The sequence below is a fragment of the Bacillus yunxiaonensis genome, assembly GCF_037104695.1.
GTDB lineage: Bacteria > Bacillota > Bacilli > Bacillales > Bacillaceae_G > Bacillus_A > Bacillus_A yunxiaonensis.
On record NZ_JBAWSV010000003.1, the window covers coordinates 518,442 to 543,221 of the forward strand.

Consider the following 24,780-nt stretch of genomic DNA (forward strand, 5'->3'; position numbering starts at 1 on the left):
CAATAAAAAAATTTGTAAAAATCATATTTTTTAAACCGTTAACGTATAATGCTTTGCTTTTCCCCCGGTTAATTCTTTTTTTGTACTTTTCTACCAAAGTGTTTTTCCTCTACACCATTATTAAATCTAATATAAGGAGTAAAAAGCTCTTTTACTTCACTTTACTTTAATTCCATTAAATAGTAAATTTAACATGATGAGGAAGATTTAAACGTGTAGATATATAAATTAAATGCTTGATAAAATGAAGTCATCATCTCTCTTACAAAAAATCAGGGAGGTATAGAATATGGGAATCTCTACACTACTATTAAATGCGTTTATTATTATAATTTGTATCCTTACTTATCAAGTATTTTGGCTAGATAAGACCGAAAAAGAACCACATAACGAGATATTGATTGCTGTTCTTGCGTCGATTGCACTTGTTCTTTGTATGACATTCCCTTTTCGCTTATATGATGGATATATTTATGATTTACGTTTTATTCCTATTATTCTGGTTTTCTTATATGGCAATACAAGAAGCATTATTGTTATAAGTGTTATATATATTTCTTATAGATTTTATTTGGGTGGGAATGGTTTTTTTCCATCGTTCATTATATTTAGTATAACTACTATTGTTACGTTTATATCCCGTTATGTTGTACCTATTCATTTCAAGAGAAATAAAATATTGTTTAATATACTTCTTATTTTGATTAATACAAGTTCTCTTTCTATCTTTGCTATAATCAATCAAATTAAAATAAATGGTAAAATCGAAGCGGTTTTTATTGAACTTCTAATCAATTATATAATCATTAACATTTTCACAGGACTATTATCTGCTTATTTAGTAGAAGGAATGATTGAGAAGTTTAAAATGAAAGAAAAAATTCAAAGAGCGGAAAAATTTTATACAGTTAGTGAATTAGCTGCATCGATTGCACATGAAATTCATAATCCACTAACTACCGTATATGGATTTACTCAGTTGTTTCATGAAAATGACATTCCGAAAACATCTCAAGATCAATACTTACAAATTATGTTAATGGAGTTAGAGAAAGTACAAATGATTATTAATAATTATGTATCCTTAACAAACTCACAAAACACGATAAAAAAACCACTGAATATAAGTAGTATTGTTCATGAAGTCACAGAAATGATTACACCGCTAGCACTTTCACACAATGTTGAAATTAAGAGAAATATTACAGGTGATCTGTATATAAATGCTAATCCTGAAAAACTAAAACAATGCCTAATAAATATTGTACAAAATGGAATTGAAGCTATGGAAAATGGAGGGATATTACAAGTTCATGCCCAAAAAATAAAAAGTAATATTGTAATTCATATTATTGATTCAGGAATTGGAATGTCCTGCCAAGAAATAAAGCGAATTGCCATGCCGTTTTATTCAACAAAAGAAAAAGGAACTGGATTAGGTACTATGATTGCTTATAGCATTATTAAAGAATTAAACGGAGATATAGAAATAAGGAGTACAAAAGGAAAGGGAACACGCTTTTCCATCATTATACCTTGCTAAGTAAAAACGAAATCAAGCGTTTTTTTATTGGTGAATTTTAATAAAATCATCACAAAAATTCAATACTAATAAAAAAGAGGTGATTTTGATGGGAAAATGGAATGAACAGGCAGCACCGAATAATAATTTGCCATCCAGCACAATTCGGTCATCTGAACTCCTGTTAGGGAAGAAAGCAGACCATGAATTTTCAGAGGAGCTTTCCGATGGCGGAGAAAGAGATAAAAATATTCAGATACTCAAAAACAGCCCTAAATAAAAAAACTGATGCAGAGGTGACGATGAAAAATCGTCACTATTTTTTGTTTTGTACCCCCATATTCTTTCAACATACGCTTCAAAAATATATGCCAAAATCAAAAGGATTATTGTATAGTTTAAATATTATATCAACTAGGAAGAACTATGCAGCAATGAGTGATGTTACGCAATCACTTTCGAGAAAAAGATACTAACTTTGTTTCTATTTTATTACTAAAGGGGGATTAGACATGGCACAGCAACAATTGAAACGCGAACTGCAACCACGTCACATCAGGCTTATGGCAATAGGCGGGATGATTGGGACAGGAATTTTCAAAGGAAGTGCAGATACGATTTCAGCTGCAGGGCCCGGCATCGTTTTTTCTTATTTATTTGCAGGATTTCTTCTTCTCATTGTTATGAGTGCAATAGCGGAAATGGCTATTGCTTACCCGGGTTTAAACATTCAAGGGATGATTCAAAAAGCTTTTGGTTCTCGTTTCGCCTTTGTCATTGGTTGGCTCTACTGGGTCGACTGGATTTTAGTTATTATTGTTGAGGTTTTGGCAGGGGGGAGCTTTTTACAATACTGGATTCCATCCGCTCCTTTATGGCTGCTTAGTTTAGCATGTACTGTGCTTCTTCTTCTTATCAATTTGTTTAGCGTCAAACTTTACGGCGAAATAGAGTTTTGGCTTGCGAGTTTCAAAATTATTACTCTTGTTTTATTTATTTTGCTTGGTTTTGCCTTATTATTTGGCTTCATTCCAAATCATGAAGCAGCATATTTTACAAACTATACAAGTCACGGCGGATTCTTTCCGCAAGGATGGGGAAGTGTTTTTACAGCACTCTTAATAGTTGTCTTTTCTTTCGGAGGTTCAGAATTAATCGGATTAACTGTAACAGAAACGAAAAACGTGGAACAGACGCTTCCTAAAGTAATAAAAGGGGTCATGTTCCGAGTGGTTTTATTTTACACATTACCTATTCTCATCATCACTGGACTTATCCCTTGGAATGAGGTAGGACAGCAAGGCAGTCCTTTCGTACAGGTTTTCTCTGCAACTGGATTACAAGGTGTAGCACATATTATGAACTTTATTTTATTGACCGCTGTGTTGTCGGCTGCCAATTCAGGAATGTATGCTACTTCCCGTATTTTGTACTCTCTAGCGCAAAATAAAGAAGCTCCTGCTCTATTCGCTCGTCTTACTAAGCGCGGTGTTCCTGTCTGGGGAGTTCTTGTTAGCTGCACTGGTTTATTAATCGGAGCTTTTATCGCGTTCCTTACACCAGAGCATGTTTTTGGCTATCTGATGTCTATCCCGGGCTTTACTGTTTTGCTCATTTGGACTAGCATTTGCCTTGCGCAATTCAAGTTGCGTAAACAGTATCCTAAAATGCCGTATTTTCGCGTGTGGTTCTTTCCATACAGCACCTTGTTTGCAGCAGCTGCCTTGGCAATTATTTTTATTTTCTTCTTGTTCAATGCAGGGAATATAATTAACTCTATTGTATGCGCAAGTATTCTTATCCTTTTATCGGTCCTATCCATTTTGGTTGGCAGAAAGGAATCGAAATAAAGATCTTCAGCTTAAAAAGGAATATTCACTTTCTAAGAGCAAAAAGGCCGTGTAAAGCGGCCTTTTTGTTTTGATATTTTCATTGAAAAGCTTCTGCAAGACTTTAATAGAATGTGTATTTCATACATGATTAGCTAACATGATGTTTTTAAAAAAAATTTCAGATGACTAATAGTAATTATGGAAAAATAATTTTTCACATAACGTCCGAAAAAATATTTGAAAAATCGGAAAAATTAGATTATTATTTAATTAAGGTGAATTTTTCGACAAATAAAGTCAAGTATTTACAAAGCGTGAGAAATTTTGTGGTTGTATTTTTCATTCTACATCTTTGATTCCAAAGAAAATTAGGAGGAATGATTATGCCAAAAAAAATCCGTAAATTACTCAGTAAATCATTTAAAGAATTAGTGCAAGAAAATAAACAAAAGATACTTGATGATAAACAAGAATTGGAAAGAATCGAACAACGAATTGAACAACGTCATATAATGAAAACACCAGCCTCATAATGGCTGGTGTTTTCATTTATCCTGCTATTTGCGGGCAGTAAGACTCGATGGAAGTTTCACTTTATTAAAAAAAGCTTCTGCAAGACTTTAACAGAATGCATATTCCATACATGATTAGTTAACATAAAATTTTTGAAAAAATCCTCAGATAATTAATGGTAACTTGTGAAAAATAATTTTTCACAGAAAGTTCAAATAAATAACATTTGAAAAACTAAAAGTTATAGTATTATTTAGGTAAGTTGAATTTTTCGACAAATTAAGACAAATATTTTACAAAGCACGAAAAATTTTGTGGTTGTATTTTTCATTCTATATCTTTGATGCCAAAGAAAATAAGGAGGAATGATTATGACAAGAAAGTCCCGTCAATTACTCAGTAAAACATTTAAAGAATTAGTGCAAGAAAATAAACAAAAGATACTTAATGATAAACAAGAGTTGGAAAGAATTGAACAAAGAATTGAACAACGTTATATAATTACAAAACCAGCCTCATAATGGCTGGTTTTTTCATTTGTGAAATTGTTATACAAGCTGTACGTTACAAAAGTGTAATGTTTATGTCATGTTTTTAAATTTTACCTTTTGCAAAAACGCATTATGATAACAACATAGTAAAAAGCACACGAGGTGAATGACGTGAAACGATATATTGCACTTTTTAGTATTTTAGTTGTATTTACAACGATGTTAGCTGGTTGTAACGTTAACCGTATGGGGAAAGATCAATACTATGTTCAAATTACAGCTGATGGACTAGAGAAAAATGAAAAAGCTGATAATGGTACGCCAATTAAATTATTTGAATATAAATTATCAGGATTTGATGAAGGTGGTAAAGAGAAAACAATGGAATTTACAGCTCCGAAAAATCTTCGCAAGGAAGCATTTTTACGCGTATATTATTCTGATAAAAAAGGTGTAACGTCCTGGGAAGAAGTAAAGAAAGATGATATTCCATCAAAAGTGAAAGAAAAGCTGGGTGTGAAATAAGGAGATAGCTGAAAAGCTATCTCCTTATTTTTTCTTTCACTGAAATACTTGAGGGAACTGCCTTACAATTCCTGCAGTAAGTGCATCCGCCATTTCTAAGGCTTCCTTTTCAATTTTGTCATACAATTGCACACCTGACTGATAATCTTTCTTTAGCATGGATACAGCCTCAGCTTTCGTCAATGCTAGATGCTCATAAAACATTTTCCTGAATTTCTCTTTAGGTATATACGGATTTATACTGCTTATGAACTCAACAATCTCGTCTCCATTGGCGTACCATTTTTTCTCTGCGATTGATGCAGTGTGTTGATCGCCAGCCTTTGCTGCCTTGACAAGGTCTGCGGCGATTACTAAGTGCTCTTTTATCAAATTACTATATTTTGTCGCTGCATTTTGACCGTAGAAAGGTTTGAGTGCATTACCCATATCTGGAGCGTTTTGAAGGAGTCGTGTAATCGTAACGTTAACATCTGGCAAATTAAAAATAATGCTGATAATAGCCAGTCTTGTCCAAGCGACATGCTGTTCCCATAGTGAGCGCATATAACTTTTTAAATCAACTTCATTTTTACTGATACGGTAATCTCGTGCCATTGAAAACGCAGATTGTGGATCCAAACTTACATAAGGTATATCATATGTGAAATAATTGGATTGCCAATAAGGGTAGTACATAATGATTACACTCCTTTGAACATATATACCTCACGATATGATAAACGTCATTCCTAAGTGTCGTGTCCAAATGTTTTATCCCGTTAGTGTGGGGTAAAATCATCTTCCGAAATCACCGTAAAACCATGTCGTCTGAATAAAGCAGTCGTAACACCGTAACCATCTTGTTTTTGACCATTAAATTCACCTGTATAAATGACGGAACTTCCGCAAGATGGACTGCGTTCTTTCAGAATAATATATTCAGGGTTTAAATCTTTTATTTGATGTAATGCTTCGTAGGCCCCCGCAATAAAGATTTCTGTCACATCATTTCCGTTTTGGTCTATTACTTTTGCAGTTCCGTTCAATACATCGTCACCGTTTCCACCGACAATTTCGGCTGGTGTACGAGGTGTTGGCAATCCGCCTAATACTTCCGGACAAATAAGAATTGTTTCTTCTTTGTCTAGCAGTTCTTGAATCTTTGCAACGAGATTATCATTTCCGTCATAACGACAAGCAATTCCAGCTAAACACGCACTAATTACGATCATATTTTCACCTCAGTTTGATGGATTTACTTTCATCATACACAAAATCTTTCGCCAGTTTTATGTTTTTCCTCTTATTTATAAAGTGAAACTTCCGTCAGTGGGGGGCTTCATCCCCCACTGATGGAAAGCTCTCACCAATCGGGCTTTTACGGGCAGTTATCCCCCGCCTAGCTTCTTTGCTTTTCTCTGAATCTTGAGGCGGGGATTTTACTGCCCGTTAATGCGGGATAAACAGGGGGATAAGCATGAGTAAATTGTATACGTTAATGAAAGAATATAGCGAATTTCGAAGTAAAGAAGAGTTTAATACATATCAACAGCAAATTTTGACGCAGTATCAAACTCATATGAATCAAACAGATTTTCTCGTGATTCGTTTGTTAGGAAGGTATGCGATAAACGAAAAACAAAAAACGGTTGGTGTTGCATGTCCGTTAATGGAAACGATTGCGATGAAAATAGGGAAAAGTATACGGACTGTACGCCGTTCTGTCGCAAAGCTTGAGCAGCTTAGTATTATTAAGCGTGTGTTCACGAAGGAAAGATATAAGCGCGGGGGATATAGTGCGAATTTGTATGTGTTTTGTAAACGGGCAGTTGACCGCATGAGTGACCGTATGCAAATGACCGCATGTGAAAATGGCGAAAGTGCAGGAGAGTGTAGGAAGGAGCAGTTGAATGAGGAAACGGAAACTAGTTTTTATGAAAACAATTTAAAGATACAACATAAAACAAAAACGTATAACATGGATGAAACGTATTGTCGTCATGATATACCAATGATATTTATAGATGCAGTTGCACCAATGTCTCGTCATCCACAAACGATTAATTTTGCTTGGAGCAAAGTGGAACTCGCTTATAAAAAGAGCGGTTTGTTTGAGCTGGGATTGTTGTGGGAGCAGCTTATGAAGCATGATGATATACAAATGCAAATCATTCGGCGAACAAAAAGTGTTGTAAGGGCTTATAAGTACGGTGAGATTCGTAAAGATTTCGGTGCGCTCTTATATAGTACGATGCAGGCATTATTTTTAGATATTGCTTTAGATTGGGGAGCGGCTGTGAGAAGGAACAGCGGGATTGTTTTATATAATCCATTTGAGGGTGAAAAAAGAAAAGAGTCATGCTTACGAAGCATAACTCTCTAGTTTTAATCAAATTTTCGTACAACCGGAACGCGAATGGCGATAAATAACACAAACAGAATGACAGCAATTGCACCGCTTTTCATAATGGTGACAATCGGCATTCCGGCAGCTAATGCAAGTGAGGTAAGGGCATAAGAAATAGGGATAAAGCCCATCGACGATAACATGAGTAAACTCATAACTCGGCCCATCATTTCTTCTTTCACAGTTGATTGAATCATGGCCATTAACGGTACGATTGCCATTGCGATTGTAATGCCGTAAAAGCAGCCTGCCAGAACTGCTTGCCAAAGTGTTGTACTAAAGTTAATAGATAAGAAGAAAACACCGGATAGCAGCATCATAATAATGCAAAATAAACCGCGTCGTCGATTAATATTTCGCAGCCCGACGATAACTGCACCAATGGCCATTCCCCCGCCAACAGCAGCTTCTAAGTAACTAAAGTGGAGTGAATCGCCGTGCAGTACATCTTTAATGAACAGCGGAAAACCGACTTGCATCGGTCCGATTAAAAATAAATTCAAAAAGGCGCTGCAAATAAGGAACGTTGATAAAAATGGCGATTCCTTCACATAAAGGATGCCTTCTTTAATAGAAGTGAACATGCCTTTGTTTTGGTTTGTTTCTTCTTGCACTGTACTTGTATGAACTTTTTGGATGAGTATGGAAGCAGTAAGTAATAATAAAATCGCTATCGCAAAGATTGTTTCATAATTACTGAATTTAATCAGTATCCCGCCAAGGACAGGACCAAGAATAACAGATGCTTGGTTTGTCATTTGTGTGAGTGAATTTGCTTGTGTAAGGCGATGCTTCTCTACGAGATCCGGTAAGATAGAACCATCAGCTGACCAGAAAAAGGCATCAGCTAAACCAAAGAAGAGCGCAAAGAAAGCAAATGTGTATAATGTAACGTGCCCAACGATGAACCAAATGAGAATAATCGTTACAAGAAGCGCACGCACAATATTAGAATAAAACATGATGTTTTTTTTCTGGAATTTGTCTGCAACGGCTCCGCCAATAATCATAAAGATTAGGCGCGGAACACTAAGAGCAACAAATACAATTCCAAGTGATGCTTCTAAGTTTAATGTTTTTGCTATGTACCACGTTTGCGAAAACGTAAAAAATGCTAATGCAAAGCTTGAACATAGGGTAGCGCCCCAAAGAAACAGGAAGTTTGTATTCTTTAATAAAGGCGTTCCCATTTCTTTTACAGCAAGTTTACTTTTATGTAATTCCTCCATATGAATCCCTTTCTGTCATATGTCTTTTTATCTTTGTTAACAGTTTCTAATCTTTCTATACAGATACTTTTTTATTGTATTCAAAAAAGCAGAATTTGCCCAGCAGATTGTTGAAGCATAAAAATAAGAAGGTGCCGAGGCATCTTCTTATTTACACTTTAAACTAACGCAATATAAATATCAACTTGTGCATCATTTGGATTGAAAGTTCGTTCATCATACAGCTCGAAATCTGTTGTGAATGCACGGTTGTTTTCTTTTGACCATTTCCAAATGTCTTGCCATGTTTCTGCGATAATTTCTGATAACGGGCCTTTGCGGGTTGTAAATACAGCATATGTAGCAGCAGGTATAGTGAGTGCTGTCATATTTTTAGGTGTATTGCTTATAGTCGAAACCGGAACCCCGATTGTATATGTGTAGTTACCTGTTTCATCGGATTCATAGTTTGAATAGAGTGCTATCGTTTCTGTTTGGGTAGCTTTATTTGGAATCTGGTTGGTGATTTGTTCTTGGAAGTATTGATTCCATTGGTGAGGAATTTTTCCATTGCTGGACATTTCAATTTCGTTGTTTGTAATAATGGAAATACCAATGGTTTGAAAAGCTTTTTTTGTTACAATTGTAGGTTGAATCATCATATCATCCTCCTCAGTATAGAACAAATGTTCTTTTTAATTATACCATAATTATACAAAGAGGAGATACTTGGAAATGGTTATTTTTTCATAAAAAGAACTCCTTTCCATTAGAAAGGAGTTCTTCAACGTATCTATTTCAATTAAAACATGCTAGAACTATGCATTGGCTGCAGTTTTGCGTTTGGATCGAAGTACGCTTTTGCATTATTTACCGCTGTTGGCGCTTCACCAAATCCGCATGCAATTAGTTTTACTTTTCCTTCGTATGTGCAAATATCACCAGCTGCGTAAATACCGGGAATGTTTGTTTCCATTTTTGAGTTCACAACGATACTGTTTTTTTGGATATCTAAACCCCAGTCTTTAATTGGACCAAGAGAAGATACGAAGCCGTAGTTTACGATGACATCATCAACATCAATGACAACTTTTTCTTCCGTTTTCACGTGTTGAAGTACAACTTGTTCAATTTTCTCTTCACCGATTAGTTCAACTGGAACGTATGGTGTTTTGACTTGTGCGCGAGAGTTCATTAACGTTTCAACGCTATGCTCATGTGCGCGGAATTTATCACGACGGTGAACGATTGTTACTTCTGTTGCGATTGGCTCTAACATCATTGTCCAGTCTACCGCAGAGTCTCCACCCCCAAACACGACAACGCGTTTGCCAGCAAATTTATTCATATCCTCAACGAAATAGTGTAAGTTTGCTTTTTCGAATTTCTCTGTACCTTCTAATTCTAAACGGCGTGGTTGGAATGCACCGTTTCCAGCTGTAATGATAACTGATTTAGAGTAGTGTGTTTCTTTATTTGTTACAAGCTTGAATACGCCATCTGCCTGTTTTTCTAACGTTTGAACAGCTTCTTCTAAGCAAACAGTTGGTTCGAACTTGCTCATTTGTTCTTTTAAGTTATTAATGAGTTCTTGTGCACGAATTTTAGGAAAACCTGCGATATCATATATGTACTTTTCAGGATATAATGCAGATAATTGACCGCCGAGTTGTGGCAAGCTTTCAATAATTTTTACGCTTGCTTGTCTCATACCGCCGTAAAAAGCTGTGAATAATCCAGTTGGACCTCCACCAATAATAGTGATGTCGTATACCTTTTGATTTTCTGTCACTGTTTACTCCCCCTATAATTAGGAAATTTTTCGTGATTCTCCTATATACACTCGTATGTATGTTATACGAAACTTCCGTGAACAGAGTGCAAGCGCACTCAAGACAAATGATATCATATTTCATAAAAAAAAGCGTTAGAAAACGACTGAATTGTGTATACGATTTGTATAGATCTGTTAGAAAAAATGGCCAATAAATAAAGTGCATATTATTCGGTAATTATATCCATTTATAGTTGGTTGAACAAATTTAATAGATGAATACTTCCTTATTTTAAGGTGAGAAGACTGTAACTGTCCGTTGAATATTGGGCAAATAAGGGAATGTAAAAAACTTAAAAAGACCTCGTTATTTTAAAATATTGATAATTCTTCAACTGCTTGAAAAGTAAAGAGAAAACGACTAATATAGGAAAGTGAATGTGAATGTGTTAATTTTTTATGACAAATTTCGTAACATTTTTCAAACTTAATTTTTTTATTTTGTCTAGATTGTGAAAAAGTCTACATTCTTAGCATTTAAATTGTTTTAGCATTATTTTTGCTATTTTTACTATCTATATAAAGAAGATTAATTTTTTTATTTTGTCTAGATTGTGAGAAAGTCTACATTCTTAGCATTTAAATTGTTTTAGCATTATTTTTATTATTTTTACTATCTATATAAAGAAGAGGGTTGTGATTAGGGTGAAGAAGCCAAAAATCGTAGTTCTAGGCGCAGGTTATGGCGGAATGATTACTACTGTTCGTCTGCAAAAAACATTATCTGTAAGTGAAGCTGAAATCACATTAGTAAATAACAACAGCTATCATTATCAAGCAACTTGGTTACATGAAAGTGCAGCTGGTACGTTGCATCATGACAAAGTTCGCTTAGACATCAAAGATGTAATCGACACAAATAAAGTAAACTTCGTACAAGACACAGTTGTAGAAATTAAAGCAGCTGAAAAGCGCGTTATCTTAAAGAATGGCGAGCTAGAGTATGATTACTTAGTAATCGGTCTTGGTTTCGAATCTGAAACGTTTGGTATTAAAGGATTAAAAGAGCATGCATTCTCTATCGCTAACATTAATGCAACTCGTCAAATCCGTGAGCATATGGAGTACATGTTCTCTCTATATGCTTCAGAAAAACGTGACGAGTTAGTTACAATCGTTGTCGGCGGTGCCGGATTTACAGGTATCGAGTATGTAGGTGAACTTGCAAACCGTATTCCTGAGCTTTGCAAAGAGTACGATGTTCCTCGTGAAAAAGCACGCATCATCTGTGTTGAGGCTGCTCCAACAGCGCTTCCTGGTTTCGATCCAGAGCTAGTTGAGTACGCTGTAAAACAATTAGAGAAAAAAGGTGTAGAATTCCGCATCGGTACAGCAATTAAAGAAGGAACTGAAGAAGGTATTCTTGTTGCAAACGGTGACGATGTAGAATTACTGAAATCTGCAACTGTAGTTTGGGCTGCAGGTGTTCGCGGTAACGGTATTGTAGAAGAGTCTGGCTTTGAAGCAATGCGCGGCCGTGTAAAAGTGGACGAGTACATGCATGCTCCAGGTCATGAAGAAGTATTCATGGTTGGTGATGCAGCGTTAATCATTAATGAAGAAATTAACCGTCCATACCCACCAACAGCACAAATTGCAATTCAACAAGGTTACAACATTGCACATAACTTAGCTGTTCTTGTTCGTGGTAAAGGCGAAATGCAGAAGTTTGTATTCGATAACAAAGGTTCTGTATGTTCATTAGGTCACGACGATGCAATGGGCGTTGTAATGGGCAAAAAATTAACTGGTTGGAAAGCTTCATTCATGAAGAAAGTAATCGACAACCGTTACTTATTCATGCTTGGCGGACCTTTATTAGTTCTTAAAAAAGGTAAGTTAAAATTATTTTAATATGTAATGTAAAGCAGAAATGGCTGTAAGCTGTTTCTGCTTTTTTTATTTTTTAGTCTGATTTTGCTGTATTACTATTTGTTTCAATAAGCCTTTAGTGGATTCTAATCCATATTTGATTGAAAACCCTGTTAAAAAGATAGCTGTTACAATTTTAGTATCAACTAATAATAAATCAGTTATACATTCACCTCTTTTAGAATATGCCTTAATTTAATTTCGTTGAATATTCTAAAATAAATAAAGTTCCTTTTACAAAGAGCACACATTCCCCAACATTCTCCTTTCGAAAGCTTTATAGTATAATGAAAGAAAAGAATGAATATTCTGTTCGTTTGATTGGAAGGGGTTTGCAACGATGAGTAAACGAGGAAATGTGTGGCTGGCGGTAAGCGGTCTCGTTATCACAGCAGATGGCAGATGGCTTGTCGTTAAGAAAAAATATGGTGGATTAAAAGGGAAATGGTCATTGCCTGCTGGTTTTGTGAATGAAGGAGAAACAATCGATCAAGCAGTGCAGCGTGAAGTATTAGAAGAAACAGGAATTGCCACAAATGTAAAAGGGATAATGGGTGCACGATCTGGCGTGATACGCGGTGAGATTAGTGATAATATGATTATTTTTCTTTTAGAGCCAAAAGGAGAAGATATTGTCATCCAAAAGAGAGAATTGTATGAAGGAGCATTTTTATTTCCAGAAGATATCGCACATGATGAAAACACTTCAGTGTTAATACGTTATTTGTTAGAAGCAATGCCAGCACCGCTTTTTAAAATGGACGAGACGTTAAATCCAGGAGACCAGTTTGGTTATACGGTATATAACGTTTTTGTAGGAAGAGCAGATTGATCAGTAAGAAAGGGTGAAGAAATCATGAGCATACCTGTTTTATTAATTTCAATGATGTTATTTTTAGTCTTATTTTTTGGAATTGGTTTTTTATTAAATATGATTTTACGAGCAACATGGGTGATGGTCGTTGTATATCCGCTTATTTGTGTGTTTATTATTGATAAAGTTGATTTCTTCGATTATTTTGTACAACCGAAAAAAGCATTTTCTTTATTAGGGACAAGTTTTCTTCATCTTGGAAAAGCTGATATTATGATCTTATCAACTGGCTTAGTTGGTGCCGCTTTATCTGGTGTTGTTATTAAGTCACTACGTCAACGTGGATATCAAATGTTTTGAAGCTCCTTTCTTAGGAGCTTTTTTTAGATTTGTCTAGCTTCAGCGCCCAGCCCCTTGATTCGTCTTATCCTCCAAAAAGCGCCTTCGCTCTGAAGGGTTTCAGTACTTTTCGCGGCTAACATGGTGCTTGCGTTTTTCTTATAAGTATTTTCTTCATCGTTTCGGGAACAATAACGATGAAGGAGTGTGGAAAATAAAAATGATAAAACGATATAGCATTCGCGTGATGATGGTTTGCTTATTTTTGGCTGCACTATGTGTAACTTGGCAAGCTGTGTCAGGAATCTCTCTTTCTGAAATGATTCATATGTATAAGAAAAATGAAGTGAAAGAAGTACACGCAGCTGAGCAAGACAAGCGGACACTTCCAAGTATGGAAGTCATTCGTGCTCTTGAGAATACAAAGGATTGGTCAAAATATCGTTCGATGGAAGTTACAGCAACAGGATATACGGCAGGTATGGAGTCAACTGGGAAGACAAAAGGGCATCCTGAGTACGGGATTACATATTCCGGTGTGAAAGTAAAGCGAGATTTATATTCAACAATTGCTGCTGATTTGCGCGTATTTCCGATTGGAACAATTTTATTTGTTCCTGGATATGGCTATGGTGTTGTAGCAGATAAGGGCGGTGCGATTAAAGGGAATCGCCTTGATTTATATTATGAAACTGTGCGAGATGTATATAATCAATGGGGAAAGAAAAAATTGAATGTTTATATTGTGAAAGTGGGAAATGGAAAGCTCACAGAAGAAGATTTAACACTTTTAAATGAAGATGAAACGATGCAAGTGTTTCGCGGACAATATTTAAAACAACGATAGTCTAGACGCTTATAGCTCTGGACTTTTTTTAATTCTCTTGTAATCATAAAGTGAAACTTCCATTAGTGGGGGGCATACTGCCCGTTAGTGTGGGATAAAGTGAAATGAAGAAAAAAACGCAGCAAAGGGAGAGAAATAATGGAAGATTATCCTTTAGCGTATTATGAGTTTTTTATAAGGTATAACGAAGGCGATTATTATACGTGTCATGACTTATTGGAAGAAATGTGGCTCGAAGATCGAGGGAATTTGTTTTTAAAAGGTTTATTGCAAATGGCAGTTGCTCAGTATCATTATAGCTATGGAAATATAAAGGGAGCACGAATGATGATGGAAGTGGCGGAAGAGTATTTAACTCCATATTGTCCTGTTTATTGGAATTTAAATGTGGAAAAGGTCGTACACTTTATTCAAGTGTGCCGCAAAATTTTACCGAAAGAGATAAATCGAATTCCATATGAGCAAGTTCAAACTTTGCCGCAGCTCCCAGAGTTTCTTCTATATATAGAAGAAGTTTGAATTGTCGCATTTTCACGAAAATAAAGCTATAATAGAAACAGAAAAAATCTGGGGGTGCTAGCATGTTTCAAGTGCAAAAAGAACTAGCAAGTCATGAAGCGGTAGTTGTTGCTTTATTTGAAGATAAGGTAATGAGTAGTTTTGTAAAAGAATTAAATCAGGCGTTTGATGGACATTTACAAGTGCTGCTAGACGAGAAAGAAATTTCTTCGAAGAAAAAAGTAATTTCGAAAGTACATAGCTTAGGGAAAACAGATGCAAAGCGTTACTACTTTGTTGGTCTTGGCAAAAAAGAAAGATATACAACAGAAACATTACGCGGTGCACTTGGAAAGTTAGCGAAGACGTTACACAGTGCAAAAGTAAAAAATGTCGCGTTTGTGTTAGATTCATTCGTTACTGAAAAAATGGATGCAATTGATGTTGCACATATTGCAGCAGAAACATATTGCCTTGGTACATATGAGTTAGTAACATATAAAACAAACCAAAAAGAAGCACATCAATTAGAAAGCTTTGTTGTTATTACAGAGGAAGATCCGCAAGAAATTGAAGCAGCGTTAACAGTTGGTTATGTACACGGCCGTGCTACAAACTCTGCGCGTACGCTTGTGAATCTGCCGCCAAACGTATTAACAGCAACAGCTTTAGCTAACTATGCGGTTGAGCTGGCAGAAAAATATGATATGGACTATAAAGTACTTGAGAAAGAAGAGATGGAAGAGCTTGGAATGGGTGCGCTTCTTGCAGTCAACCAAGGTTCTACAGAACCGCCAAAAATGATTGCTCTTTTATACAAAGGTAAAGAAGAGTGGACTGATGTAATTGGCCTAGTTGGTAAAGGGATTACATACGATACAGGCGGTTATTCTCTGAAACCGCGCGAAAGTATGGTTGGTATGAAAGGTGATATGGGCGGCGCAGCAGCTGTTCTTGGAGCGATGGAAATTATCGGTGAGCTTCGCCCAGAACAAAACGTAGTGGCTGTTATCCCGTCTACAGATAACATGGTGAGTGCTGATGCATTTAAACCAGATGATGTGATCACATCGATGAGTGGTAAAACAATTGAAGTATTAAATACAGATGCAGAAGGCCGCTTAGCGTTAGCTGACGGTATTACGTATGCGAAAAAGCTTGGTGCAAATTATCTTGTTGATGTCGCGACATTAACCGGCGGCATTATTGTTGCTCTTGGAAACCATACGACAGGTGCAATGACAAATAACGAAGCATTTTATGAGCAAATGTTAGAAGCAGCGATGGAAACAGATGAACCAATTTGGCAATTACCAATTTTTGAACGCGATAAAGAGCGTGTTCGTAACAGTAAATTTGCAGATTTAAACAACTCACCAGGACGCGATGGCCATGCAATCATGGCAGGAACATTCCTTGGAGAGTTTGCAGAAGAAACACCTTGGGTGCATTTAGATATTGCAGGAACATCTGATACAAAGGGCTCACACGACCTAGGTCCAGCTGGTGGGACAGGCGCGATGGCGCGTACATTAGCAACACTTGTTGAGCGTTTCGGGGAAGAGTAAGATCAGAATGAATACGTATAGATAATATATGAAATGACGTGCAAGCAGATAGAAGGTTTGCACGTCATTTTTTAGTATGTTTTGAAAGGACTACGATTCATGAAGGAAATGTTTGTCTTCATTTCGATGATGAGTTTGCTTGTACTTTTGACAGTGAGTATATCTCACAAAAATGTAAAACAAAACTATGATGTGATTTGGGCACAGCATTCGGATCATGAAATAAAAAATATGCTATGAACTGCTTACAAAAAATGAAATTTCATATCAAATCGATAACGACAGTAATGTGAAAATCATGAAAAAAGACGTAAACGAAGCAGTTATGTCTTGTACATAATTTTAAACAGGTAACAGTAATTTTTCTCATAAAGAAATTGTGTACAATGTACCATCCAAAGCAAAAGAAGTGCGTCCAGTTTCTTCTGATACAACTAATACAAAGGCATCGCTTACTTCTGATAAGCCAATCGCAGCCCGGTGCCGAGTACCTAATTTTCGTTCTTTTGTTACATGCTGAGATAGCGGAAGAATGTTAGCAGCAGAAATGATATGGTTCTCCTTGATTAGTACAGCCCCGTCATGCAAAGGATTGCCTGGATAGAATATGGATTCTAATAAAGGGGCCGTCAGCTGTGCAGTGAGCGGTGTTCCAGATTGAATAAAGTTATCGAGTGCATCTTGTCTTTCAATGGCAATTAAAGCACCGTGCTTTTTTTCTGCTAGGTGTTGCATAGCTGTTGTTAAGGAGATGTAACAATCGGTAAATGGTGATAAGTATGTTTTCATATAATAAGAAGCAGCGTTTGCCTGAATATGCATGAGCATATGTTGAATTCCTTCGACTTTACATAAAATACATTCATGCTCATTATCTAAGGCTTGTTTTATTTTTGTTAATTCCACTTCAACATTTTGAATGGATTCTTTAATTTGGTGTTTTAGTTTTTCTGATAGTGTCCATTCTTCCATGGTAATCCCCTTTTTGAGAAGTATTGATTTCTAATCGTTAGTGTGCACAAAATATAGAAATATAAAAGGTAAATCCTTTCTAAATGTCAAAACATATTGAGGATAGTGTAGTTTTTTTCATATAATGAGAGTATGTTAATCGAGGGGAGAGGACAACATGGATTGGAAACAAGAATATAGTCGCTGGATGTCATTTGCAAATTTAGATGCAGAACTAAAGGAACAACTAGAAGCGATGCAGCAAGATGAAAAGAAAATAGAAGACAGCTTCTATAAAAACTTAGAGTTTGGTACAGGCGGTATGCGCGGAGAAATTGGTGCTGGTACAAATCGCCTGAATGTATATACAGTTCGTAAAGCGACAGAAGGACTAGCGCGCTTTATTGCTAAGCAAGGGGAAGAAGCGAAAAGACGCGGTGTTGTCGTTGCTTATGATTCCCGTCATAAATCTCCTGAGTTCGCAATGGAAGTTGCAGCAACACTTGGTGCACACGGTATTAAAACATATGTATTTGAAAGCTTGCGTCCAACGCCAGAGCTATCATTTGCAGTGCGTTATTTACATACAGTAAGTGGGATCGTTCTTACAGCAAGTCATAATCCTCCTGAGTACAATGGATATAAAGTATACGGAGAAGATGGCGGACAGCTTCCACCGAAAGAAGCTGATGAGCTTATCGATTATGTTAATGAAGTAGAAGATGAGTTAACAGTAACAGTTGCGGATGTGGAACAATTAAAAGCAGATGGTTTATTGCAAATAATTGGACAAGAAGTTGATGATGCTTATGCCAAGCAGTTACAAACTGTTATCATTAACAAAGAGCTTGTACAAGAAGTTGGCAAAGACTTAAAAATTGTATTTTCACCGCTTCATGGAACATCGAATATTCCGGCGCGACGTGGATTAGAGGAAGCAGGCTTTACAAATGTAACAGTTGTGAAAGAACAAGAATTACCAGATCCGAATTTCTCTACAGTAAAATCACCAAATCCAGAAGAGCATGCGGCATTTGAACTTGCGATTCGCTACGGTTTAGAAACGGATGCAGATGTATTAATTGCGACAGACCCAGATGCAGACCGTCTTGGTGTTGCTGTTCGTGATCATAACGGTGAATATCAAGTGTTAACTGGAAACCAAACAGGTGCATTAATGCTTGATTATTTATTATCGCAAAAGAAAGAGAATGGAACATTACCAAGTAACGGGGTTGTGTTAAAAACAATTGTAACTTCTGAAATTGGCCGTACAATTGCAGAAGCATATGGTTTAGATACAGTTGATACATTAACAGGTTTTAAATTTATTGGTGAAAAAATTAGACAATACGAAGAAAGCGGACAATATGAGTTCCAGTTCGGATATGAAGAAAGTTACGGATATTTAATTCGTCCATTCTGCCGCGATAAAGATGCAGTTCAATCTGTGCTCTTTGCTTGTGAAGTAGCAGCATACTATAAATCGCAAGGAAAAACACTGTATGATGGTTTATTAGATGTGTTTGGCAAGTATGGCTATTTCCGTGAGGATCTTGTATCGCTTACGTTAAAAGGAAAAGACGGTGCAGAGAAGATTCAACAGATGATGACATCATTCCGTGAAAGTGCACCGAAAGAAGTAGCTGGTATTACAGTAACAGCGGTAGAAGACTACAAAGCAAGCAAGGCAACATCTCTGAAAGATGGTCATGTAACAGAAATTCACTTACCGAAATCAAACGTATTAAAATACCAGCTTGGTGATGGTTCTTGGTTCTGCCTACGTCCATCTGGAACAGAGCCGAAAATTAAGTTCTATTTTGGTGTAAAGAGTGATTCCTTGCAACATAGTGAAGAAAAGCTAGCAGCGATTAAAGAAGCTGTTATGAATCTTCTGTGATAAAGTGAAACTTCCATCAGTGGGGGGCTTACTGCCCGCGAATAGCGGGATAAAATAGGAGTAAATAAGTGAGAGGAGAGCGGATATATACGATCTCCTCTTTTCGCTCCTGGAAAAGAAAGCGGTTTAATTAATGGATTTTTATGCTTGGAATGACAAATTTTTTATAGGACTATTAGAACATGTACATATATAATAGAAAGAGATGTATGAGGAAATAAAATAGAAAAGAGGTTACCTTACATGAAAAAAGTAAGAAAAGCGATTATTCCTGCAGCTGGTTTAGGAACACGCTTTTTACCAGCAACAAAAGCGATGCCGAAAGAAATGCTCCCGATCGTTGATAAACCAACGATTCAATATATTGTAGAAGAAGCTGTTAAATCTGGTATTGAAGATATTATTATTGTTACAGGGAAAGGAAAACGTGCAATCGAAGATCATTTCGATAACGCGTTTGAACTTGAACAAAACTTATTAGAGAAGAAGAAATATGAATTGCTTGAAAAAGTACAAGCTTCTTCTAAAATGGTTGATATCCACTATATTCGTCAAAAAGAACCAAAAGGACTTGGGCATGCGGTATGGTGTGCACGTAAATTTATCGGTGATGAGCCGTTTGCAGTATTATTAGGTGATGATATTGTACAAGCTGAAAAACCATGTTTACGTCAATTGATGGATGAATATGAAAAGACACTTTCTTCTGTAATTGGTGTGCAAACAGTTCCAGAGCAGGAAACACATCGCTATGGTATTATTGATCCACTTGAGCAAGAAGGACGTCGTTATCAAGTAAGACAATTCGTTGAGAAACCTGAACAAGGAACGGCACCATCAAATTTAGCGATTATGGGACGTTACGTGTTAACACCAGAAATCTTTATGTTCTTAGAAGAGCAGCAAATTGGAGCGGGCGGCGAAATTCAATTAACGGATGCCATTCAACGATTAAATGAAATTCAGCGTGTATTTGCATATGATTTCGAAGGAAAGCGTTATGACGTTGGAGAAAAATTAGGATTCGTACAGACAACGATTGAAATGGCGCTTCAGCATCATGAGTTAAAAGATGATATGCTTGAGATGATGAGAAAGATTTTAGAAGAACAAACAAAATAAGTATAAGATAGAAAATCCCTTAGCCAAATATGGCTAAGGGATTTTTTTAAGAAATTGTAGAATGGGAATGCTGATACGCTGAGCGGCGCACAGCATAATAAATGCGCGGTGCAATCATTGCTCCAAGTGCAGTGAAGGCGATATCTTTTACAGCAAACCACATCATAATTTTCCAAGCAGCTGCGTAGCTAATATGACCGCCTACCCAGTTATTTATAGCTAAGTACATATAAGTTGTTCCAATAATATAGACAAGAATGATTCCGACAGCAGAAGCAGTAGCAAATGTACCGAATTTTGGGTTTTTGACTTGTTCAACGATTTTACCTGTTACATAGGCAACAATAATGAAGGCAAAAATAAATCCGCCAGTTGGGCTTAATAGAGTGCTAAATCCAGCTTGAAAGCCAGCAAATATAGGTGCTCCTGCAATTCCAACTAGTGCATAAACAATCATAGATAAGGCTCCGATTCGGCTTCCAAGAAGGAGACCAGCTAAAATAGCAAAGAAAGGTTGCATAGAAAGCGGAACACCAGCAACTTGTAGAAATGGTGCCCAAGATGTAATGTTGGCACCGATCGCCATAAGTGCGACAAACATTGCGGCTAAAGCTAAGTCTGATGCACGAAGTTTGTTCATAATGTTAACCTCCTGTTGTTTTGTAGTTAACATTATCGTACTGAATATATCTATGCATTGTCAATTAGAATATTTTGATACTTTGGCTTTAACACCTCTCGAAGCAGTGTATAAGGAATACGGAATTGTGGAATGCCGCTTACGTACGGTGCAATTTCGTACAGCGGAAAATAAATCATGAGATGGTTTTGTTCTAAAACGTACTTCAGTTTTTTTTCGCTCATTACTTTCTCGGCAGCATCAGGGAAGAAGTTTTCCTTATTTTGTTCAATTTGTCTAACGATTTCTGTCTTAATGATTGTTTCATATTGACTATCTTGTTGAAATAAATCTGCTAAGCGAAGCGGTTTGTTTTTCTCTAGATCGAATGTATTTGCTTTCCATTCGTACATGCCATGAGCACCGCCCGTATATTGATAGCGATTTACATATAGACTGAGTAATGGAAACTTATTTAATCCCACTTTGTAGTCAACATTCGCGATATATGGATGGAATGGAGCATCAGTCTCTTTTGATTGTTCATAATATGTTTTCGCATCTTTTTCTAATTTCTTTTTAAACTGGTTTGTGCTTTTTTCATAATACGTATTTAATTTTTTTTGAAATTGCCCATCTGGAATATTATGAAATTGTGGATAATTGAGTTGATATTCAAAATAAGGGTTTTTACCTTTTTGGGTCATAGTATGAACTTTAATTGTAAGGTTAGATGCTTGGGCTGCTATTGCATTTTTTGGTACAATAGCGATAGAGAAGCAAAAAAACAATATAATATATAATAGTTTCTTCATGAAATGTACCTCCATGTATTATAGATTCACTGATAGTTTGAAAAGAAATAGATATTATTATGCATTTTTTGGTAATTCGAAAGGGGACAGTCGTATGCCTAAAACATTAATGGAAGCATTAGGTATTGAATTATTAGAAATGACAGAGGAGAAGGTTGTAGCGACAATGCCGGTACATGGAAGTACGCATCAGCCATTTGGTTTTTTACACGGAGGAGCATCTGTGGCTCTAGCGGAAACAGTTGCAAGTGTTGGCACGTATAATTTAATTGATCAAGATAAATATCTGTGCTTTGGTCTTGAAATTAATGCAAATCATTTGAATTCAAAACGAGAAGGAATTGTAACAGCAATTGGAACACCACTTCATAAAGGGAAGACGACAATGGTTTGGGACATTCGAATTATTGATGAAGACAATACCTTAATTTGTATTTCAAGATGTACAGTTGCGGTGAAAGAGAAAAGATAAAAACGATTGCCTATATCGGCAATTGTTTTTTTCTTTTTCGTGCTGTATTTATATTGAGAAGATAAAAAAACGACTGCTTCAAGCAGTCGTTTTCTTATTAAAACTGGATTTTCTTCTCTAAGAAGCCTTTTAATTCGCTAATTGGCATACGTACTTGTTCCATTGTGTCACGGTCACGTACTGTAACTGCTTTGTCTTCAACAGAGTCGAAGTCATAAGTGATACAGAATGGTGTACCGATTTCGTCTTGACGACGGTAACGTTTACCGATAGAACCTGTTTCGTCAAAGTCCACCATGAAGTCTTTTGCAAGTTCTGCGAATACTTCCCCAGCACCTTCAGATAGCTTTTTAGAAAGCGGCAGGATTGCTGCTTTAAATGGTGCTAATGCTGGATGGAAACGAAGAACTGTACGAGAATCGTTTTCTAATTGCTCTTCTTCGTATGCATCACATAAGAATGCTAATGTTACGCGGTCTGCGCCAAGAGATGGCTCGATGCAGTATGGCACGTAACGCTCATTTGTTTGTGGGTCTACGTAGTTAAAGTCTTCAGTAGAATGCTCCATATGACGGTTTAAGTCAAAGTCCGTACGAGACGCGATGCCCCAAAGTTCGCCCCAGCCAAATGGGAATCTAAATTCGATATCAGTTGTTGCGTTACTGTAATGAGATAATTCTTCTTCACCGTGGTCGCGAAGACGCATGCTTTCTTCGTTCATACCAAGTGCAAGAAGCCAGTTTTTACAAGTGTTGCGCCAGAATGTGAACCATTCTAAATCGTCGCCAGGTTTGCAGAAGAATTCAAGTTCCATTTGTTCAAACTCACGCGTACGGAATGTAAAGTTACCAGGTGTAATTTCATTACGGAAGCTTTTACCGATTTGGCCGATACCAAATGGAAGCTTTTTACGCATAGAGCGTTGAACGTTTTTGAAGTTTACGAAAATACCTTGTGCTGTTTCAGGACGAAGGAAAATTTCGTTTGTGCTAGATTCAGTAACACCTTGGAATGTTTTAAACATTAAGTTGAACTGACGAATTTCTGTGAAGTCTTCGCTGCCGCAATCTGGGCATTTTACTTCGTGTTCTTTCATTAATCCAGCCATTTGATCGAAAGTAAGACCGTCAACGATCATTTCGATACCTTTTGCATCTAAGGCATCTTCAATTAATTTGTCAGCACGGTGGCGCGCTTTACATTTTTTACAGTCGATCATTGGATCGTTGAAGTTTCCAACGTGACCAGATGCTACCCAAGTTTTTGGGTTCATTAAAATTGCTGCGTCTAAACCTACGTTATACGGAGATTCTTGAATGAATTTTTTCCACCAAGCTTTTTTCACGTTGTTTTTTAATTCGATACCAAGTGGACCGTAATCCCAAGTATTTGCAAGACCGCCGTAAATTTCAGAACCCGGGAAAACAAAACCACGATGTTTTGCTAAGTTTACGATTTGTTCCATTGAAGCCATTTTCCATTCCTCCTTGAAAGGTAACGTATTGGCGATGAAGGATAGAGTAGTACTTGTAGAAGTGATAATTAGGGATGATCCGCTTTTCAATAAAAAAACGCTCGTCTCTAGGCTTATTTAGCCTAGGGACGAGCGTTTGCCCGCGGTTCCACCCTAGTTGACACACAAAATTGTATGTCCACTTTATATTGTATTGCTCGGGACTGCCTTTTTCCTTGCAGTTTCAGGCTTTCACCATCCCTGAATCGCTTCGTTTTTGCAAGTACTTATTTGTCCTTCATCGCTACCATATTTAAAAAATAGATGACCATATTTTATCATGTTCTTTTCTAATTCACAATAGAGAGACGTGTTTAGCGTAGTATATGCACTGTCTGTTATGTAGTATAGCCCAAAACTTACTGCTCGAATACTTCTTTAATATGTTTAATACTTTCCCGTTTACTAAGCGGTGCAAGATGATGTGTTTGTACGAATTCCCATACAGCTTGCGGATTTGTTTTTGCGTATTCACGAAGTACCCAGCCAATTGCTTTTTGAATGAAAAATTCTTTAGAGTGACTGAGTTGTTCAATTAAAGAGAAGAGAAGTTCCGTATCCGTTTTTTCTTTATACTTAAGCTGGAATAAAAGGCATGTTCGTTGCAGCCACATATTGTTAGAAGTCATCCACTTTTGCACATATGATTCGATTAAATGTGGATGTGCCGCCAAGATGAGGCCGACAAAATGACTTGCAAGCATATCCACAGAATCCCACCATGGTTTTGTAGTAATGAGTTCTTCTAAGAGTGGTAAATGCGTTTCATTTAAATGTTTGCGATATTTATCTAATAGAGTTAAAGCGAGCATTTGGAATTCCCGTTCTGGCAATGCCCATAGTTCATAAAGAATGACAGGAAGGTCTGCTACTTTTGGTGCTTCATTGTTTTGTAGTACTTCACGAAATAACTGTTTTCGCTCTGGTGTTTGAATGCCGAGAAATAGAAAATGATTTTTCATATAACGTTCCATTGATTCTGCTTTTTCGCGGTTGCGGTGTGCTTCGAAATGTTTTTGTAAGCTTTCGGTGAAAGGATGCATATGTTCACTCCTCCTTATTCTTATTTTTGTATTTAATTGTAACGTTTTTTGGAAAAGATAAAAATTTTTTTATCCGCTTCTTAATACTTT

At 36.6% G+C, this 24,780-nt stretch carries 26 protein-coding genes; 16 read left to right on the forward strand and 10 right to left on the reverse strand.

Annotated features, from left to right (window positions below; translation table 11 throughout):
* Window positions 1–289: 289 nt before the first annotated feature.
* The 6 genes from WAX78_RS11920 to WAX78_RS11945 all read left to right on the forward strand — a co-directional run bounded on the left by WAX78_RS11920 (window position 290) and on the right by WAX78_RS11945 (window position 4,883).
* Window positions 290–1,543 carry an ATP-binding protein gene (locus WAX78_RS11920; RefSeq protein WP_336482462.1) on the forward strand — a complete coding sequence of 418 codons (1,254 nt, stop codon included), beginning with the start codon at window positions 290–292 and terminating at the stop codon, window positions 1,541–1,543.
* Window positions 1,544–1,631: 88 nt separating this feature from the next.
* A complete protein-coding gene (locus WAX78_RS11925) occupies window positions 1,632–1,802 on the forward strand; it encodes a hypothetical protein (protein ID WP_176524580.1) in 171 nt (56 codons plus the stop codon).
* A gap of 232 nt (window positions 1,803–2,034) precedes the next feature.
* Complete coding sequence (locus WAX78_RS11930) at window positions 2,035–3,372, forward strand: amino acid permease (protein ID WP_336482463.1); 1,338 nt, start codon at window positions 2,035–2,037, stop codon at window positions 3,370–3,372.
* A gap of 377 nt (window positions 3,373–3,749) precedes the next feature.
* The gene (locus tag WAX78_RS11935; protein WP_336482528.1) at window positions 3,750–3,887 is read left to right on the forward strand and encodes an FbpB family small basic protein; all 138 of its coding nucleotides are present in this window, start codon (window positions 3,750–3,752) and stop codon (window positions 3,885–3,887) included.
* Between the two features lie 345 nt (window positions 3,888–4,232).
* Window positions 4,233–4,388 carry an FbpB family small basic protein gene (locus WAX78_RS11940; RefSeq protein WP_336482464.1) on the forward strand — a complete coding sequence of 52 codons (156 nt, stop codon included), beginning with the start codon at window positions 4,233–4,235 and terminating at the stop codon, window positions 4,386–4,388.
* Between the two features lie 132 nt (window positions 4,389–4,520).
* Window positions 4,521–4,883: a YxeA family protein gene (locus tag WAX78_RS11945; protein WP_336482465.1), complete on the forward strand. Its 363-nt coding sequence runs from the start codon at window positions 4,521–4,523 to the stop codon at window positions 4,881–4,883.
* 36 nt (window positions 4,884–4,919) lie between these two features.
* Here the strand turns inward: WAX78_RS11945 and WAX78_RS11950 are convergent, their stop codons facing one another.
* On the reverse strand, window positions 4,920–5,561 hold the full coding sequence (locus WAX78_RS11950) for an acetylglutamate kinase (protein ID WP_336482466.1): 642 nt from the start codon (window positions 5,559–5,561) through the stop codon (window positions 4,920–4,922).
* Window positions 5,562–5,644: 83 nt separating this feature from the next.
* Window positions 5,645–6,097 (reverse strand): 2-thiouracil desulfurase family protein, encoded by a 453-nt coding sequence (locus WAX78_RS11955; protein ID WP_336482467.1) that lies wholly within the window; start codon window positions 6,095–6,097, stop codon window positions 5,645–5,647.
* Between the two features lie 245 nt (window positions 6,098–6,342).
* Here WAX78_RS11955 and WAX78_RS11960 point away from each other — a divergent pair, with 245 nt between their 5' ends.
* Window positions 6,343–7,248, forward strand: coding sequence for a helix-turn-helix domain-containing protein (locus WAX78_RS11960; protein WP_336482468.1), 906 nt, complete (start codon window positions 6,343–6,345; stop codon window positions 7,246–7,248).
* Window positions 7,249–7,250: 2 nt separating this feature from the next.
* Here WAX78_RS11960 and WAX78_RS11965 read toward each other — a convergent pair whose 3' ends face one another.
* The 3 genes from WAX78_RS11965 to WAX78_RS11975 form a co-directional block, all read right to left on the reverse strand.
* A complete protein-coding gene (locus WAX78_RS11965; RefSeq protein WP_336482469.1) occupies window positions 7,251–8,501 on the reverse strand; it encodes an MFS transporter in 1,251 nt (416 codons plus the stop codon).
* Between the two features lie 158 nt (window positions 8,502–8,659).
* Window positions 8,660–9,142 carry a GyrI-like domain-containing protein gene (locus WAX78_RS11970; RefSeq protein WP_336482470.1) on the reverse strand — a complete coding sequence of 161 codons (483 nt, stop codon included), beginning with the start codon at window positions 9,140–9,142 and terminating at the stop codon, window positions 8,660–8,662.
* Between the two features lie 140 nt (window positions 9,143–9,282).
* On the reverse strand, window positions 9,283–10,272 hold the full coding sequence (locus tag WAX78_RS11975) for an NAD(P)/FAD-dependent oxidoreductase (protein WP_336482471.1): 990 nt from the start codon (window positions 10,270–10,272) through the stop codon (window positions 9,283–9,285).
* Between the two features lie 687 nt (window positions 10,273–10,959).
* On the opposite strand from WAX78_RS11975, the gene WAX78_RS11980 reads away from it, so the two are divergent.
* From WAX78_RS11980 to WAX78_RS12005, 6 genes are all read left to right on the forward strand, one after another.
* Complete coding sequence (locus WAX78_RS11980) at window positions 10,960–12,168, forward strand: NAD(P)/FAD-dependent oxidoreductase (protein ID WP_336482472.1); 1,209 nt, start codon at window positions 10,960–10,962, stop codon at window positions 12,166–12,168.
* Between the two features lie 358 nt (window positions 12,169–12,526).
* Window positions 12,527–13,018 (forward strand): NUDIX hydrolase, encoded by a 492-nt coding sequence (locus tag WAX78_RS11985; RefSeq protein WP_336482473.1) that lies wholly within the window; start codon window positions 12,527–12,529, stop codon window positions 13,016–13,018.
* A gap of 24 nt (window positions 13,019–13,042) precedes the next feature.
* Window positions 13,043–13,360, forward strand: a complete 318-nt coding sequence (locus WAX78_RS11990; RefSeq protein ID WP_336482474.1) for a YuiB family protein — start codon at window positions 13,043–13,045, stop codon at window positions 13,358–13,360.
* A 199-nt stretch (window positions 13,361–13,559) separates the two neighbouring features.
* Entirely contained in the window at window positions 13,560–14,186 is a 627-nt protein-coding gene (locus WAX78_RS11995) for a 3D domain-containing protein (protein ID WP_336482475.1), read from the forward strand.
* A 138-nt stretch (window positions 14,187–14,324) separates the two neighbouring features.
* A complete protein-coding gene (locus WAX78_RS12000; protein ID WP_154710450.1) occupies window positions 14,325–14,705 on the forward strand; it encodes a DUF309 domain-containing protein in 381 nt (126 codons plus the stop codon).
* 62 nt (window positions 14,706–14,767) lie between these two features.
* A complete protein-coding gene (locus tag WAX78_RS12005) occupies window positions 14,768–16,252 on the forward strand; it encodes a leucyl aminopeptidase (protein ID WP_336482476.1) in 1,485 nt (494 codons plus the stop codon).
* A 366-nt stretch (window positions 16,253–16,618) separates the two neighbouring features.
* Here the strand turns inward: WAX78_RS12005 and cdaS are convergent, their stop codons facing one another.
* On the reverse strand, window positions 16,619–17,224 hold the full coding sequence (gene cdaS / locus WAX78_RS12010; RefSeq protein WP_336482477.1) for a sporulation-specific diadenylate cyclase CdaS: 606 nt from the start codon (window positions 17,222–17,224) through the stop codon (window positions 16,619–16,621).
* Window positions 17,225–17,381: 157 nt separating this feature from the next.
* On the opposite strand from cdaS, the gene WAX78_RS12015 reads away from it, so the two are divergent.
* The gene (locus WAX78_RS12015; RefSeq protein ID WP_336482478.1) at window positions 17,382–19,106 is read left to right on the forward strand and encodes a phospho-sugar mutase; all 1,725 of its coding nucleotides are present in this window, start codon (window positions 17,382–17,384) and stop codon (window positions 19,104–19,106) included.
* A gap of 243 nt (window positions 19,107–19,349) precedes the next feature.
* On the forward strand, window positions 19,350–20,228 hold the full coding sequence (gene galU / locus WAX78_RS12020; RefSeq protein ID WP_336482479.1) for a UTP--glucose-1-phosphate uridylyltransferase GalU: 879 nt from the start codon (window positions 19,350–19,352) through the stop codon (window positions 20,226–20,228).
* 46 nt (window positions 20,229–20,274) lie between these two features.
* Here galU and WAX78_RS12025 read toward each other — a convergent pair whose 3' ends face one another.
* The gene (locus tag WAX78_RS12025) at window positions 20,275–20,868 is read right to left on the reverse strand and encodes a biotin transporter BioY (protein ID WP_336482480.1); all 594 of its coding nucleotides are present in this window, start codon (window positions 20,866–20,868) and stop codon (window positions 20,275–20,277) included.
* Between the two features lie 50 nt (window positions 20,869–20,918).
* Window positions 20,919–21,662 carry a DUF3298 and DUF4163 domain-containing protein gene (locus WAX78_RS12030; protein WP_336482481.1) on the reverse strand — a complete coding sequence of 248 codons (744 nt, stop codon included), beginning with the start codon at window positions 21,660–21,662 and terminating at the stop codon, window positions 20,919–20,921.
* 94 nt (window positions 21,663–21,756) lie between these two features.
* Here WAX78_RS12030 and WAX78_RS12035 point away from each other — a divergent pair, with 94 nt between their 5' ends.
* Entirely contained in the window at window positions 21,757–22,134 is a 378-nt protein-coding gene (locus tag WAX78_RS12035) for a hotdog fold thioesterase (protein WP_336482482.1), read from the forward strand.
* A 97-nt stretch (window positions 22,135–22,231) separates the two neighbouring features.
* Here WAX78_RS12035 and WAX78_RS12040 read toward each other — a convergent pair whose 3' ends face one another.
* Window positions 22,232–23,608: a glycine--tRNA ligase gene (locus WAX78_RS12040; protein WP_336482484.1), complete on the reverse strand. Its 1,377-nt coding sequence runs from the start codon at window positions 23,606–23,608 to the stop codon at window positions 22,232–22,234.
* A gap of 398 nt (window positions 23,609–24,006) precedes the next feature.
* On the reverse strand, window positions 24,007–24,690 hold the full coding sequence (locus WAX78_RS12045; protein ID WP_336482485.1) for a DNA alkylation repair protein: 684 nt from the start codon (window positions 24,688–24,690) through the stop codon (window positions 24,007–24,009).
* Window positions 24,691–24,780: the final 90 nt, after the last annotated feature.